We start from the raw sequence: 15,344 nt of genomic DNA, 5'->3' as shown, positions 1-15,344 counted from the left end.
CCCGTTCCTCTTCATTCGCCGTGTCCTGCGCGTGGTGTGGGGATGGGGCGGATTCCGCCGCGATCCCCACGGTGACTTGCGTCGAACATTACGCCTTCGATAGAGGGGCGGCCAGCAGAACTACCCAATAAAACAGACATATAGGGTAATTGACACTTGCGGTGGCGCGGTTGGAGCGGGTAGGTCTGGAGAGGACACGGAAAGCACACCCCAATCTCCCGACCGGCTTCGGAGGCGCCGCTCACCGCAGAGCACACACGGGCATCGGCAGCCATATGCCGAAAACGATGGAGGAGACGCATGTCACCCCGCCTGGACCACACCCCCACCGCCCCTATGTCCCGGCACCCGCATCCCGGCCACGACGCCGGCCGCGAGAACGGCCCCGCCGACCGCCGCGCGGCCGATCACACGAAACCGGAGGACGACTCCGGAGAACCCGCCGGACAACTCGCGGAGGACACCCCGGAGGACCTTCCCGAGCGGCTTCCCGAAGACCTTCCCGGATCCGGACGGAGCGGCGACATCGCCCCCGCCGACGCCCGCGCCCTGTCGAGGACACTCTTCGCCCGGCTCGAACTCCTCGAAGAGGGCACCCCCGAGTACGCGTATGTCCGCAACACCCTGGTCGAACTCAATCTCGCCCTGGTCAGATTCGCCGCCGCGCGCTTCCGCTCCCGCAGCGAGCCGATGGAGGACATCATCCAGGTCGGCACCATCGGCCTGATCAAGGCCATCAACCGGTTCGAGCCGGGGCGCGGACTGGAATTCCCCACCTTCGCTCTGCCGACCGTGGTCGGCGAGATCAAGCGCTTCTTCCGCGACACCAGCTGGTCGGTCCGGGTCCCCCGCAGGCTCCAGGAGCTCCGCCTCGCCCTGGCCCGCGCCGGCGACGATCTCTCCCAGCGGCTCGACCGCTCCCCCACCGTCGCCGAACTCGCCGCCCATCTGGGCATCGACGAGGACGAGGTGGTGGAGGGCATGGCCGCGAGCAACGCGTACACCGCGGGCTCCCTCGACGCCCGGCCCCCGGGCGGCGGGGAGAGCGGCGACGATCTGGGCAACACCCTGGCGGAGCGGCTCGGGCAGGAGGACCCCGCCCTGGAGGGTGTGGAGTACCTGGAGTCCCTGAAGCCGCTGATGGCAAGTCTTCCGCCACGGGACCGTAAAATTCTCGCCCTCCGTTTCGTGGCCGACATGACCCAGTCGGACATCGGGGAGGAGCTGGGAATCTCGCAGATGCAGGTCTCCCGGCTGCTCTCGCGCACCCTGATCAAGCTGCGGAAAGGTCTCACCTCTCCGGAGTGAGACGGCGGCGCGCGGGCCGGGCCGGCCCGTGCTTCTCCGGGGCTCCCTCCCGTGCCGGAGGGGGCCCCGGAACGCTGTTGACGGGCCGATTCGGGTGGTCCACATTGAGCGCGGGGCAACCGGGGGGACAAAATGGCTCGTGGGGAGGGCTGCCCGTCCGCGTACACGGCATCGGAAGAACTGTTGCGCCGGCGCCCGGGCAGAGAATTTCTGTATGTACCGTCATGCCGTCCGGGGCTCCTCGCGGCCCCGCGCCACCGGTGTCCGCCGGGTGGGCGCATGCTGATGCCACCGGTCCGCGGCCGTGCCCTCCTCCGCGCGCTGCCCACCGCCGGGGCCGGCGGAGGCGGTTTCCGCACGGCCGCCGGCCCGCCGCCGCAGGGAGGAGCGGAGATCCGCCGGCCGAAGCGGCCGGGCGGGGCACGTCCGCGGCGCCCCGGGACGCCGCGATGCGAGACGGCCGCCCCGGACGGAACCGGAGCACATACCTCCGCGTCGTACGGAACCGGACCGGAATCCCGGCCCGGCATCCCCCCGAACCCGACAGGCGAACCAACCACCTTGCGCATCCGCACCCTGCCAGGACACCCGGCCGGCGGCACAGAGACGGGCACCCGGAGCGGGGCGGCCCGCCACACGGGGCGGGAGCGGTGACGGACACCACGCGGCTGCGGAAACTGCCCGACCCGCACGGAGAGGACCCGCCGGCGGATCCGGACACCGCGGACACGGCGGCACCGGACGCCGACGAGGCGGAGCACGGCGGCGACTCCATGTTCCGCAACGCCTATGCCCTGATGCTCTCCACGGGTGTCTCCGCCGCGCTCGGCCTCGGTTTCTGGCTGGTCGCCGCCCGCTACTACAGCAAGGACGCCGTCGGCGAGGGCTCCGCCGCCATCGCCGCGATGCGGCTGATCGCCTCGCTCACCGCGACCACGATGATCGGCGCCGTGGTCCGGTATGTGCCCCGGGCCGGCCGGGCCACCGGCCCGCTGGTCTGGCGGACCTATCTGGTGAGCTCCGCCGTGGTCTGTGTGGCCTCGGTGGTCTTCCTCTTCACGCTCGATCTGTGGGGCTCGTCGTACGCCCCGCTCCAAGGGCTGTGGCCGGGGCTGTTCTTCATCGCCGCCTGTGTCGGCTGGGCGCTGCTCACCCTCCAGGACGGGGTGCTGACCGGTCTGCGCCGGGCCTTCTGGGTGCCGGTGGGCAATGCCGTCTTCTCCATAGGCAAGCTGATCCTGCTGGCCGCCTTCGCGACCGCCCTGCCGGTCCTCGGCATCTTCGTCTCCTGGGCCGCCGCGATGGTCCTGTCCGTGCTGCCGCTGGCCTGGCTGATCTTCCGGAAGCTGATCCCCGGCCAGGCCGCCGCCGACCGGGACCGCGAGCCGCCCCGGATGAAGGAGATCGGCCGGTTCCTCGCGGGGGACTCGGTCGGCGCGCTCTTCTCCCTGGCGATGATCAATCTGCTGCCGGTGATGGTCGCCGTCCACTTCGACGCCGAGCACAACGGCTACTTCTACATCGCGTACACCGTCGGCGGCACGATGGAGTTCATGGCCATCAACATGGCCTCCTCGCTGACCGCGCACGCCTCGCACAGCCCGGAGTCGCTGGCCGCGGGGGTGCGCGGCGCGCTGCGGCGGATGGCGGTGCTGCTGATCCCCGTGGTGCTGATCCTGGTGGTCTTCGCCCCGCTGATCCTGGCCCCGTTCGGTGCCGCGTACGCCGAGAACGGCACCACCGTGCTCCGGCTGCTGGCCGCCGCCGCACTGCCCCGGGTCGCCGTCGAGCTCTACATCGGGGTGCTCCGGGTCCAGGGCCGCACCGGCATGCTCGCCCTGCTCCAGGGCGGGATGTGCCTACTGGTGCTGGGCAGCGCGCCGGTCCTGCTCTCCGCCACCGGGATCGCCGGTGCGGGGTGGGCGATGCTCGGCTCGATGACGCTGATGGCGCTGGTCGCCGCGCCCGGTCTGCGGGCCGCCCTCTCCACCCGCGAGCAGCAGCCGTCCAGGCTGGCCAGCAAGCTGCTGCGGGGCCGCCGCAGCGAGGACGAGTACGGCACCAACTGGGCCCGCAAGGCCGCCGAACGCCAGGCGAAGGTGGAGGAGTACGCCCAGGAGTACGGCGAGGACTGGGCCCGCCAGACCGCGTATCTGCGCGGGGCGCACGACGACGCCACCCCGGCCTTCGGCATCCCGATGTACGTGCCGACCAGCCGGGCCGCCGAGCGGGCCGAGCAGGCGGAGCGGGCCCGGCAGCGGGCCGCCGCCGAGGAGTCCGCCTCGGTCGAGGGGCGGATAGCGCTCACCCTCTGGCTGCTGCTGGGGCTGGCCGCCGTGCTCTTCTGGCTGCCGCTGGCGTACGCGCCCGACATCCCGTTCTTCACCCTCTCCGGCGCCGAGCTGATGCGGGCGCTGCCGCCGGTCACCGTCACCGCCGGGGTGCTGCTGATCGTGGTGCAGTCCGCCGCGCTGTCGCTGCTGCGCCCGCGCCCGGCGCTGCTGGGCGCGGGCACGGTGGTCACCTTCGCCGCGCTGCACACCGCCCCGGCCGCGCTGGGCTGGGAACCGGAGCCGGTGAGCGGCGCGTGGTACGAGGCGCTGGCCGGCTTCCTCGCCTCCGCCGGCGGCCTGGACGGCGTCGAGCTGCCGCTGCGCTGGCTGCCCGCGGTCTGCCAGCTCTTCGCGCTCGCCTCGGTGCTGCCGATCGTCCGGGCGCTGCGGCTGCCGGTGCCGGCGCAGTGGGGTCTGATCTGGCTGCTGGCGGTCTGCGGCTGGGCGCTCCAGCGCCCGCTGGCGCCGTACGCGCTCTCGCTGCAATTGGGCCTCGCCGGTGTGGCACTGGCACTCGTCCTGATACGCATGGCGCGTACCGCGTCGTCGAAGAACTGAGCTACCTGGGGTGAAGCGTGCAACCACCATCCGCTGATTCCGGGAGATCCGGCGCGCCCCCCGGAGCGGACGGGCCGAAGGAGCCGGGCCGGCGCACCGTGCCGGAGCCCGGGGTCGATCAGCCCACCGTGACGCTCTCCGTCGCCGAACTCCGCGCGGCGGAGGCGAGGCGGGCCGCCGCCGCGGGCTCCGCCGGGCCGGCCGGCGAAACGGGACCGGCCGGCGGGACGGCACGCGACGGCGGGACGGGACGGGCCGCCGAGCCCGGCCGGCCCGGCGGACGGCGCCGGCGGGCCCCCGGACCGGGTGGACCGGGTGAGGCGGAAGCCGCGGGGGACACCGGCGCCGCGCCGGTGACCGGCACCGGTCCGGCCGCGGGCAGGCGTTCCCGGCGCCGGGGTCCGGCCGCCGATGAGCAGGCCCCCGGCGGACCGATATCCGGCGGCGCGACCGCGCCCGCCGCCCCCGCTGTGCCCGACCAGGCCACCATGGGGCTCTCGGTCGCCGCCCTGCGCGCCTCGGCGGGACGTACCGGGACGCCCGCGGCCGGCTCCGTGCGCGCCGCGCCCGTTCCCGTAACGGATCAGGCCACCATGAGCCTCTCCGTCGCCGCGGGCCGTGACGGCGCCGCGGGCCGTGACGGCGGCCGTGACAGCCGGTCCACGCTGGTGAAGCTCGCGGCGCCGCTCGCCGCCGCCATGGTGCTCTGGGCGATCGGCGTCGCCCTCACCGACCCGTCGGATCTGGGCGACTACGGACTGGTCGCCGAGCTCCCGGTCTTCTTCTGGCTGGGACTGGTCACCCTCGCGGTCGGCTTCTGGTTCTGTGTCCGCGACCCCGCGCGCAGCAACTGGTGGCCCTTCGCCTACACCGCCGGTCTGCTCGTCATGGAGCGCGCCACCCAGGCGGTCGTCTACCCCACCCCGCTCTACGCCTGGGGCTGGAAGCACGACGCGGTCATCGAGCATCTGATCGACGCGGGCCGGCTCCAGCGCGGGGCCGAGCTGGGCGATATGGCGGTCTACGACCAGTGGCCCGGATTCTTCGCCGCGCAGGCCGCGTTCGTACGGCTCACCGGGGTGGAGAACGCGCTGGCGTTCATGTCCTGGTGGCCGCTCTTCTCCAGTCTGCTGCTGCTGGGGCCGCTGCTGCTGATCTACCGCACCTTCACCCAGGACCGGCGGCTGATCTGGACCGCCGTCTGGCTCTTCTATGTCGCCAACTGGGTCGGCCAGGACTACTTCTCCCCCCAGTCGCTGGCGCTCGCCCTCTATGTCGGGGTGATCGCGGTCGCCCTGCGCCGGGCCGAGCGCCGGACGCCGGGCCGGCGCTCCCGGCAGCTCGTGTGGACCGCGCTGCTGGTGCCGCTGATCGCGGCCGTGGTCATCTCGCACCAGCTCACCCCGGTGATGCTGACGGTGGCCCTGGCATCGCTCTGTCTGATGCGGCGCTACCGGGACTGGACCCTGGTGATCGTGCTGCTGCTGGTCTTCGCCTCGTGGAATCTGACCGCGTCGCTGCCGTTCCTCAGGGAAGCGGTGCCCGACATGATCGATTCCTTCGGCAAGGTGGCGAGCAATCTGGAGCGGGGGTACGGGTCGAAGCCGACCGGCTCCGCCGTGCTGCTGATGTCCTGGTGCTCCCGGCTGCTGTCGGCGGCCATCGTGGTGCTGGCCTTCGTCGGGGTGCTGCGCGGCGGACGGCTGCTGCGCCACCGCGCCCGGCCGCTGCTGCTGCTCGCCGGGGTGCCGCCGCTGATGGCCATCGCCAATGGGTACGGCAGCGAAATGATCTTCCGGGTGCTGATGTTCATGCTGCCCGCGCTGGCCTTCTTCGCCGCCGCCGCGCTGCTCCCGGCGGCCCGCCCGCTGGGCGCCGAGCCCGGCGGCCGGGGAGCGCCCCGGCCCGCGAAGGGCATCCGGTACGCGGTGGTGCCCACGGTGGTGCTGACGGCCATGACACTGCTGTTCGTGCCCAGCTACTCGGGCAAGGACCGGCTGAGCTACTTCCCGCCGGAGGAGGTCGCCCTGGTCCAGAAGCTCTTCGACCGGGCCCCCGAGGGGTCCCTGGTGGTGGCGGCGCACCGGAACTACCCGCTCGCGTACGCCTCGTACTGGGATGTCGACCACTACTGGTTCCTGGACGACGCCAAGGTCCATGTCGAGAAGATCGTGAAGGACCCGGCGGGCACCCTGGCGAGCGACATGGGCGGGGTGAAGGCGCCCGGCGAGGCGTATCTGCTGCTCACCCAGGGCCAGATCGCCCAGTCCGAGATGAACGGCATGCTCACCGGCGACCAGCTCCGCGGGATCGAGCGCTCGGTGGCGGCGTCCCCGCTCTTCGAGCGGATCGGCCGCAACAGCGCCGGGGTGGTCTACCGGCTGAAGAAGCCGCCGGGGAGCGGGAAGCCGGCGGAGGAGCCCGGGAAAACCGAGAAGAAGTCCGGGGAGAAGACCCCGGACGGCGAGACTCCGGACGGCAAGACTCCGGACAGCAAGGCTTCCGGCGGGGAGCGGGCGGAGAGAAAGCACTCGCGGCCGGAGAACCCCGCCGCCGGGAACCACACCAGCGACTCCGCGGGGAGGACGGCATGAAACAGCTGCTCACGACATACCGGGCACACATCATCCGGACCCTGCCGCCCGTCGCGGGCCTGATCGCCATGGCCGCCACCGCGCTGCCCGCCGCGTCCGTCTTCCGCTTCGTGCCCGTCGCGCTCTTCCTGCTCGCCGGGCCCGGGGCGGCGATCCTGCGGGTCTGCACCCCCGCCCTCAACCGCCGCCGCGCCGTCGGCCCGGCGGAGAGCTGGGACAGCGGCTTCGAGCGCGACTCGGACCGGATCGAGCAGGTGGTGATCGTCGTCCTGCTGAGCATGAGCAGCGCCGTCATCTGCGCCACCGGGCTGATCGCCGCCGAGCAGTTCAGCGGCCTGCGGGTGCTCGCCCTGCTCACCGTCCTCACCATGCTCGCCGCCTGCTGTCCGCAGCTGCCGGCCGGCAAGCACCGACTGCCGGCCACCACCGCGCCGTCCAGGAAAGGCTGATCCCCGTGGAGCACCCCGAAGGCACCGGCACCCCCGGGGCACCGGCCGGATCCGCCCCGCGGCGCGGCCGGCGCCGGCTGCTGGCGGTCACCGCCGCCGTCGTGGGCGCGCTGATAGCGGGCACCCTCGCCTTCCGCGCGGCCGTGGCGCCGGACCCCGGCGCCGCGGACTCCCGGACCGCGAAGAGCGATCCGAAGTGCCGTCCGGGCCCGCTGCTGGTGCCCACGTGCGGTGCCTGGTTCGGCGCGTACGTCCGGCACGAGAAGCCGGATCTGGAGGAGAAGGTCCTCGCCTACGAGAAGCGCATCGGGCGGAAGCTCGACATCGTCTACGCGTACCACGACATGTCCGACAACATCGAGGGCACTCTCCTGACCGACCAGGAGCGCAGGGTCGGCGAGGAGCGGATGCTGCTGCTCTCCTGGGAGAGCAAGTGGTGGGGCGGGACGGCGAAGCAGCAGCCGAAGTGGCCGCAGATCGCCTCCGGCGCGCTCGACCGGACCGTGATCGACGTCCAGGCGAAGCGGATCAAGGCGTACAAGAAGCCGGTCTTCCTCTCCTTCGACCTGGAGATGGACACCCGGGTCCCGGCCGAGGGCACCCCCGCCGAATTCGTCGCCGCCTGGCGGCACATCCACGACCGGTTCGCCGAGCTCGGGGTCGACAACGCCGTCTGGACCTGGACCATCACCGGCTATCCGGGCTACAACAAGCTCTTCCCCAAGCTCTACCCGGGTGACCGCTATGTCGACTGGATCGCCTACAACCAGTACAACTACTACCGCTGCCACAAGGCGCCCTGGATCTCCTTCGAGGAGACCCAGACCGAGCCGCACCGGTGGATCCGCGAGAACATCTCCGACACCAAGCCGCTGATGCTCTCGGAGTTCGGCAGCGCCGACGATCCGACCCGGCCCGGCCGGCAGGCCGAGTGGTACGCCGAGGTGCCCCGGGTGGTGAAGAAGCTCGACGGGGTCAAGGCCGCGCTCCAGTGGAACTGGCGCGACCCCGGGCCCGGGTGCGATCTCTCGCTGGCGCGGGACTCCTCCTGGAAGAGCCTGCGCGAGGCGGTCGCCGACCCGTACTTCAACCAGCGCCGCCCCTGGTGAGCCCCGCCGGCGTGCCCCGTCAGCCGGCGAAGACCCGGCCCCGCACCAGCGCGCGGGTCCGCCGGTACAGCCGCCATCCGGCGGTGGCGGGTGAGTCGCGGAACGGCGCCACCCGCGCGCCGCGCCCGTCCAGCCACTCCTCCACGTCCCGCAGGGTGTGGGTACGGCGCAGGATGAGCCGGGAGATCCGGTACATCTCGTCCGACTGCGAGGTGAGCGCATGCCGGACCGCGACCGCCGAGGCGTATCCCTCGCGCAGCGCCGCCTTCCGCACCCCCCGGCTGTTGTAGCCGTGCGGATAGGCGAGATGCGCCACCTCGTGGCCGAGCAGATCCTCCAGGACCGCCTTCGGCTCGGCGAGTTCCCGGCGGAGCGCGGCGGCGGGGAGGGTGTCCAGCTGGGCATGGGTGACCGTGTGGGTGCCGACCTCCATCCCGTACTGCTCCAGCAGCGGCACCTGGGAGAGGGTCATCATCGGGGCCGGGGGCAGCAGGCTGCGCAGCCCCGGGGTGATGGCGCCGGTGGTGAGATACGCGGTCGACGGCAGCGAGCGGACCGCCAGCGCCTCCGCGGTCGGGCCGGGCAGATCGGCGAATCCGTCGTCGAAGGTCAGCACCACCGGCCGGGGGGGCAGTTCGCCGCCGCCCCGGAGGGCGGCGACGAGCCCGGAGACCGTCACGGGGGTGCGCCCGCTCGCCACCACGGCGTCGAGCTGGGCGAGAAAGTCCTTCGGGGTGACCGTGAACTCGGCGATCCACTCCGGCGGATCGTCCATGACGGCGTGGTAGAGCAGTACGGGAATGGGGGGCTCCGCTGCCCCTCCGCCATCGTGCATGCCGATCCCTCTTACGCGTCCGTGCGGCCGGCCCACGGCGGCCGTACGCCGCGGACCCGGCGGCGTGCCTTGGCGTACCCGATCGGTCCGGCCAGCATTCCCCGGCGCTCCAGGCGGGAGAGATGGCGCGGCCACGGGTAGTCCTGTGCTCCGTGTGCCCCGGGTACGGCCGTCTCCGCTGAGTCCCGGTGAGCCGTGATGCTACGGGCATATGCCAAACCGCGGGGCAGCTTCCGCAGCAGGGAGGGCAGCAGCGCGGGGCGGCGGACCAGTACGGCGGTCAGATAGGCGGTGAGCCCGGCGCCGTAGCCGTACGCCTGGTTCCGCAGATCCTGCCAGGTCTCCCGGTGGTGGTGCCAGACCAGCGCCTCGGGGGTGTAGCGCAGCCGGTGGCCCGCGGCGAGCACCCGGACGAAGGCGTAGAGGTCGTCGCCGCCGCGCGCGGGGGTGCCGGTGCCGGTGGCGGGGTCGAAGCCGCCCGCGTCGCGGAGCACACCGGCCCGGAAGGCCATGTTGGCGCCGGAGCCGAAACTGCCCGCGGTGAAGGGGAAGAGCGGTTCGCCGGCGGGCGGGGCGGCCGGGTCCCAGGTGCGGGGCGCGAAGCCCTTGGCGAAGCCGCCGTGGCTCTCCAGCAGGATCTGGGCGGGGGTGCCGAGGACCGCGGGGAGGATGAGTCCGGTGGTGCAGCCGAGACCGGGGTCGGCCGAGAAGGGCTCGGTGAGCGCGGTCAGCCAGTGCGGGTCGGCGATCACATCGTCGTCGGTGAAGGCGATGATCTCGCCGTCGGCCACCGCGACGCCCCGGTTGTGGGCGATGGCCAGACCGGGGACGTCCTCGCGGGCGTACCGCACCCGGCCCGGGTACTTCCCCTCGACCAGTTCCCTGGTGGCGGCGGTGAGGGGGGCGTTGTCCACGACCACGACCTCGAAGTCGGGGTGGTCCTGGGCGAGGACCGAGTCGAGGGCGCGGGCGAGCTGGTCGGCGCGCTCCCGGGTGGCGATGACCACGCTGGTGCGCGGCGGGCGGCCGAACCCGGGCCCGGGGGGCTCGGGGGCGGACCGGGCCAGCAGCGCGCGGGCCTCGGCGGCGACGGCGTCGGCGGCGTTCTTGCCGGGCGGGATCCGGCAGACGACGGTGGCGACGGGCCGGCCGCGCAGCCGCACCAGCGTGTAGACCTCGCCGCCGCCGATCTCCACCCCGGGCACCGTCGCGGGCCCGAACCCGAGGACGGTGCCCTCGGGCCCGTCCAGATCGAGCTGGGCGACCTGAAGGGGCGGGATGCTGGGTGGGTTCTCCATGGCGGTTCCTTGTTCGGTGGGGAGGGTCGGCGCGCGCGGTCGAGGGTGTGCGGCGCGATCACGGATACGGGGGCGGGGTGCCGGACCGCGGCGGTACGCGGGTGAGCGGGACCCGGGTACGGCGGACGGCGGCGGGGCGGGCGGGAGACGTCCTCGGACAGGACCCGGACGGGGATCAGTCGCCGCGGAGCCTGCCCACGCGGTTCAGGGTCCGCCGGCCGTACTCGGCGAGTCCGGGCCGGCTGCGGACGAAGTGCTGGGCGCGCCGGGAGGGCTCACGGCTCACCCAGTACAGCGCGGCACCGGCGCCGGGGCGGACCGAGGAGCCCTCGTGGACACTGAGCCGCCCGGTCTTGAGCGAGTCCTTGTACTCGGCGGCGCCCCGGCCCATGTCGAGCATCCCGATGCCCTCGGCGGCGGCGGCCCGCGCCATCCGCAGATGGAGTATCAGCCCCGGCGAGTACTTCGCGTACGCGGGGTCGTACGCGGGGAACCAGCAGGCGAGCACGGTCGGCGAGCGGAGGCCGAAGTGGGCGGCGACGGGGCGCCCGGCGGCGTAGAGCACGGAGAGCACACCGGAGCAGCCGGGGGTGCGGGACTCGTGGAGCAGCCGGACCAGGGTGGTGATCCACTCCTTGGCGAAGCGGTCGCGGCGGCCGGTGCGGCGGTACTGCGCGGACTTCCACTCCATGAGGGTGCGCAGGGCGGCGGGGTCGCGCTCGTCGAAGACGAAGCTCACCTCGCCGGCCTGTCTGCCGAGTCTGCGCTCCTTGGCGAGGGTGGTCCGGAGGAATTTGGGCGACTCGGCGCGCAGGGCTTCCTCGTACGCCTCGTATCCGCCGGCGACCTCGATCACCGGGGACTCGAACTCCTCGGCCGCCTCGGGGGTGAAGAGTTCCTGTCCGGCTTCGAGATTGTCGAATTCCCAGGCGGAGAGCGAGCAGGCGCGGAGCAGTTCCCGGGCGGTGATGTCCAGGCCGGGGCGGATCACGGCGCCCTGGCAGTCGGAGACCCCGAGCCCGATGGCCCGGCCCTGCCCGAGCGGGCCGCGCTCGAAGGGGAAGAATCCGGCCCGCTCGCCGTCCTGGTGCAGTACCGCGACCCGGGCGGCGGGGCGGACCCGGCCCACCGTGAGGGTGAACTCCGGTTCCATGAAGGGGCTGGCGGGGACGTCGGCGCCGGCCCGGAGTTCGCGCCAGGAGCGGATGTCCCGCTCGTCCAGCTCACCGGGTCTGACCACCCGGACGTGTACGTCTCCGCCGCCGGGGTGCGCGTCCCCGTTCTGGGCACCGCAGTGTTTGTCGCCGCTCAATTCGACCCCCCGGTCGTCCCCCGGGACCTGCCCGGCCTTCCTCTTCACCCGGGCGGGTCCGGTTTCCGTGCTTCCCCGGAGAGGACGGTACCGGCCGAAATCGCGACAGGGTAGGGAAGCCCGTGCTTCCTGTGGCGAATTCGTGGAGCTATGGGGGACGAGATGCTGGTGTTGTTGATGTTACGCGTGAGGCATAGCACGAATCCGGCATCGGTGCAGCATCAATCTGATGTGAGTTGGCCAACTAATATTCGAACGCGCTCTGTTGATCGTAGGATTCCAACTGCTCTCGAACCCGTGCGGGAGTCCGGTGTGTCCTGGTAGGACTCAGTCCTCGTGAAAGGCTCGGTCTTCGTGGTCGTGGTCTATGTCGTGGTCTCCAGAGACGGCAGGTCGAGAGGGCCGACCGGGCCCGGGCGGTCGCGCGAACCGGGCGCGTCCGGCCCGCCACTGGGCGATTCGAGCGATTCCTCCCGCCCGCCCCGGCCCTTCGCCCGCCGCGCGGCGCACCGCACGGGAACACCGTGCTGACCCGGAGAAGGGCCCGGGGCCGGGCCGCCCCTCCCCGTGAGGAGACCCGCGAGGAGCCCGGCGCGGAGACCCGTGAGGAGCCCCGCCCGGGGGCCGGTGGAGAGTCCCGGGGAGAGCCCCGCGGCCCCTCCCTCTGGTGGCCGTCGGCGGCCTCCGCCGCCATCGCCGGGGCCGCCGTCCTCGCCGACCACCAGACCCGGGCCGGCTGGCGGCAGATCCTCGCCTGGGCCTGCGCCGCCGTCGCCGTACTCGCCATCGCCTGGTCACTCGCCCTCGCCCGCCGGCTGCGCGCCACCCGCGCCCGGTCCGAGAGACACCGCCGCACCGCCGAGGCGCGCGCCGCCGAGGTGGACCGGCTGGTCTCCGTACGGCTGCCGGCCATCGCCGGGCGTCTGCGCGCCGGAAAGCGGCTGGAGGGAGTTCCCGGACCGCTCGCGCCGGCCGCCGACACCGGCGCCGAGTTCGCCGGGGCACTGGCCGCCGTGGTGACCGCGCTCGGCTCGGACGACGCGGTGCGCCGGGAGCGCGCCCTGCGCGACTCCGTCCAGGCCGCCTTCGAATCGGTCGCCCGCAATATGCATGCCATGGCCACGGTCCAGCAGCAGGTGCTCGACCGGGTCGAGCAGACCATCGAGAACCCCCGGCTGATGGCCGAGGTGATGAAGGCCGACCACGCGGCGGCGCAGATGACCCGCAAGGCGCAGACCCTGCTGGTGATGTGCGGCATCTGGCCCGCCCGCCGGGAGACCCGGCCGGTCTCGCTCTACGACTGCGTGCGCGGGGCCCAGTCCCGGATCGTGGAGTTCAACCGGGTCGAGGTGCACGGCGGCCAGACGCTGTACGTGGTGCCGCCCGCCGTCGAGGGCCTGATGCACGCCATCGCCGAACTGCTGGAGAACGCCACGGTGTTCTCGCCCTCCCGGACCAAGGTCATGGTGACCGTGCGCGAGGTCGGGGCCGGCGCGGTGGTGGAGATCGACGACGCCGGGCTCGGCATGCCGCCGGATGTGCTGCGCCAGTCCACCGCGCGGCTCCGCGACGAGCTGGACCTGGCGGAGCTGGGCGCGGTGCCCCGGCTGGGGCTGTCCTGTGTCGGCCGCTGGACCCGGGAGCTCGGCTTCAGTGTGGAGCTGACGGGCGCCTCGGCGTACGGCGGCACCCGGGCGGTGACCTTTGTGCCCTACCGGCTGCTGACCGAGCCGCTGTCGCACTTCGCCGCCGGGCACGGGGAGATACCGAGGCGCCGGCCCCGGGAGCGGGCCGAACCCCCTGCGCAGCAGGAACGCCCGGAGCCGCGGGGCCGCCACAGCCGTACCGCACCGGCCCGCCGGACCCCGGCACCCGCTCCGGCGCCCGCGCCCGCTCCGTACGAGAACGGCGCCGGCGACACCGGCGACGGCTACGGGGGCTCGGCGCGGCACCGCGCCGGACACTCCCCGCGGATCCCGGCGGGGCGGCCGGAACCCTCCGGGACGCCCGGCGGATCCGGCACCGCGCCGTACGGAACACCCCCCGGCCCGGCGGGCGCCGGCGGCTACCGGGGCACCGGGCCGGCCGTCCCCCCGGACGCCCCGCAGCACTCGGCCGCCCACCGCGAACCGGCGCGCCCCTTCGACGCGTACGGCGCGGCACAGCACCCCTCGGCCCCGCAGGACGACCGGGCTCGGGAGAGCGGGGCGCCGGGGGCGCTGCCGCGCAGACGGAGCCGGCGGGGGGCCGCCGTGGAGGCCGCCGCCCAGCAGGCGCTCCAGCCGGCGCCGCCGGCCGCGCCCGTGCTCCCCGCCGGCCGGCCGGAGTGGACTCCGGAGGCGGCGCGGGCGTCCATCACCAGTGTGGTGACCGGCTCCCGCCGGGGCCGCGCGGCGGTGGCGGGAGCCGGCTCCGGCCCCGCGCCCGGCACCGGAGCCGATCCAGGACCCGGCGGTGTCACCCGTGCCGATCCCGGACCCGGCGGTGTCACCCGTGCCGGCACCGGGTCCGCCGCGCCGGCCGGCGGCTCACGCCCGGTCCACCCGCAGGCCCACCCCCACCCGCACCACACCGCTCCCGAGAATCCCCCTCGCCCCACGCACCCCACCGATTCCGATCTGCACCATGGAGGCCGGCCGTGACCGGGACCATCACCAGACTTCCCGACCTGGGCTGGATGCTCCGCCCGCTGACCGAGATCCCCGGTGTCCGCCACGCCGTGGTCGTCTCCGAGGACGGTCTGCGGCTCGGCCACGCCTCCGCGGAGAAACTCACCGGTCCCGTCGCCGCGCTCAGCGTCGCCGAGGCCGAGGCCCTCTCCGCCGCCTGCGCGGCCATGACCATGACCGGACGCTCCACCGCGGCGCTGCTCTTCGGCCGGGGCGCGGGCGTGCGCCAGCTGATGCTGGAGTCGGAGCACGGCTTCGTGCTCTTCACCCACGCCGGCATCGGCGCACAGCTGGGCGTGGCCACCGACACGGACGCCGATGTCGGCCTGGTCGCCCAGCAGATGCAGCTGCTGGTGGCGAAGATCGGCGCACACCTGAGCAGCCAGCCCCGGGATCCGGTGACCGATTCCTCATGACCGACAGTCCGGAGGATCGGACCCCATCGGCGGTACGCCCGTACGTGATCACCAGGGGACGCTCGGACACCGGCAAGGAGCCGCTGGCCTGGGAGACCCTGGTGATGGCGACGGACGCGGCGTTTCCGCCGTCCCTTCAGCCGGAACACCACAGGATCCTGACCCACTGTCAGGGTCTGCTGTCGGTTGCCGAGGTCGCCGCGCATCTCGGGCAGCCGCCCTCCGTCGTACAAGTGCTGCTGTCCGACCTCGTCGAGTGGGGGCTGATCGTGATCCGCCCGCCCATTCCGCCGGCCGGACACACCGATGTGACCATGCTCAGAAAGGTCCTCCATGGCCTCGAAAGCCGTCTCTGACGCCCCGGACGGGGCGTCGGGACAACCGGGCCCGCACCGAGCGCCGGGCCCGCGCTCCGGCGGCGGGAGCGCGCCGCCGGACCCCCTCCCGGGTCCCCTCCCGCCCG

Annotated in this window: 10 protein-coding genes and 1 pseudogene; 8 read left to right on the top strand and 3 right to left on the bottom strand. The window is 73.4% G+C overall.

The window, feature by feature from the left end; all coding sequences use genetic code 11:
• Positions 1-300 precede the first annotated feature (300 nt).
• The 5 genes from AAFN69_RS21360 to AAFN69_RS21340 all read left to right on the top strand — a co-directional run bounded on the left by AAFN69_RS21360 (position 301) and on the right by AAFN69_RS21340 (position 8,351).
• Positions 301-1,308 carry a SigB/SigF/SigG family RNA polymerase sigma factor gene (locus tag AAFN69_RS21360; RefSeq protein ID WP_347730214.1) on the top strand — a complete coding sequence of 336 codons (1,008 nt, stop codon included), beginning with the start codon at positions 301-303 and terminating at the stop codon, positions 1,306-1,308.
• 650 nt (positions 1,309-1,958) lie between these two features.
• A complete protein-coding gene (locus AAFN69_RS21355; protein ID WP_347730213.1) occupies positions 1,959-4,199 on the top strand; it encodes a lipopolysaccharide biosynthesis protein in 2,241 nt (746 codons plus the stop codon).
• A 128-nt stretch (positions 4,200-4,327) separates the two neighbouring features.
• Positions 4,328-6,793 carry a glycosyltransferase gene (locus AAFN69_RS21350; protein ID WP_347730212.1) on the top strand — a complete coding sequence of 822 codons (2,466 nt, stop codon included), beginning with the start codon at positions 4,328-4,330 and terminating at the stop codon, positions 6,791-6,793.
• Positions 6,790-7,242, top strand: a complete 453-nt coding sequence (locus AAFN69_RS21345) for a hypothetical protein (protein WP_347730211.1) — start codon at positions 6,790-6,792, stop codon at positions 7,240-7,242. Before AAFN69_RS21350 ends, AAFN69_RS21345 begins: the two co-directional genes overlap by 4 nt.
• A 5-nt stretch (positions 7,243-7,247) precedes the next feature.
• Complete coding sequence (locus tag AAFN69_RS21340; RefSeq protein ID WP_347730210.1) at positions 7,248-8,351, top strand: hypothetical protein; 1,104 nt, start codon at positions 7,248-7,250, stop codon at positions 8,349-8,351.
• Between the two features lie 19 nt (positions 8,352-8,370).
• On the opposite strand, the gene AAFN69_RS21335 is transcribed toward AAFN69_RS21340, so the two are convergent.
• The 3 genes from AAFN69_RS21335 to AAFN69_RS21325 form a co-directional block, all read right to left on the bottom strand.
• Positions 8,371-9,186, bottom strand: a complete 816-nt coding sequence (locus AAFN69_RS21335) for a polysaccharide deacetylase family protein (protein WP_347730209.1) — start codon at positions 9,184-9,186, stop codon at positions 8,371-8,373.
• Positions 9,187-9,197: 11 nt separating this feature from the next.
• Positions 9,198-10,484, bottom strand: a complete 1,287-nt coding sequence (locus tag AAFN69_RS21330; RefSeq protein WP_347730208.1) for a glycosyltransferase — start codon at positions 10,482-10,484, stop codon at positions 9,198-9,200.
• Positions 10,485-10,659: 175 nt separating this feature from the next.
• On the bottom strand, positions 10,660-11,724 hold the full coding sequence (locus AAFN69_RS21325; protein WP_347730265.1) for a GNAT family N-acetyltransferase: 1,065 nt from the start codon (positions 11,722-11,724) through the stop codon (positions 10,660-10,662).
• An 818-nt stretch (positions 11,725-12,542) separates the two neighbouring features.
• Between AAFN69_RS21325 and AAFN69_RS21320 the strand changes: the two are divergent.
• The 3 genes and pseudogenes from AAFN69_RS21320 to AAFN69_RS21310 form a co-directional block, all read left to right on the top strand.
• A pseudogene (locus AAFN69_RS21320) lies at positions 12,543-13,532 on the top strand (ATP-binding protein); the annotation flags it as partial.
• 902 nt (positions 13,533-14,434) lie between these two features.
• Positions 14,435-14,881 (top strand): roadblock/LC7 domain-containing protein, encoded by a 447-nt coding sequence (locus AAFN69_RS21315; RefSeq protein ID WP_347730207.1) that lies wholly within the window; start codon positions 14,435-14,437, stop codon positions 14,879-14,881.
• Positions 14,878-15,237: a DUF742 domain-containing protein gene (locus AAFN69_RS21310; RefSeq protein WP_347730206.1), complete on the top strand. Its 360-nt coding sequence runs from the start codon at positions 14,878-14,880 to the stop codon at positions 15,235-15,237. Before AAFN69_RS21315 ends, AAFN69_RS21310 begins: the two co-directional genes overlap by 4 nt.
• The last annotated feature ends 107 nt before the right edge of the window (positions 15,238-15,344 follow it).

Source organism: Streptomyces sp. CAU 1734 (genome assembly GCF_039888735.1).
Classification (GTDB): domain Bacteria; phylum Actinomycetota; class Actinomycetes; order Streptomycetales; family Streptomycetaceae; genus Streptomyces.
This window is presented reverse-complemented; position numbering and strand designations above follow the sequence as displayed.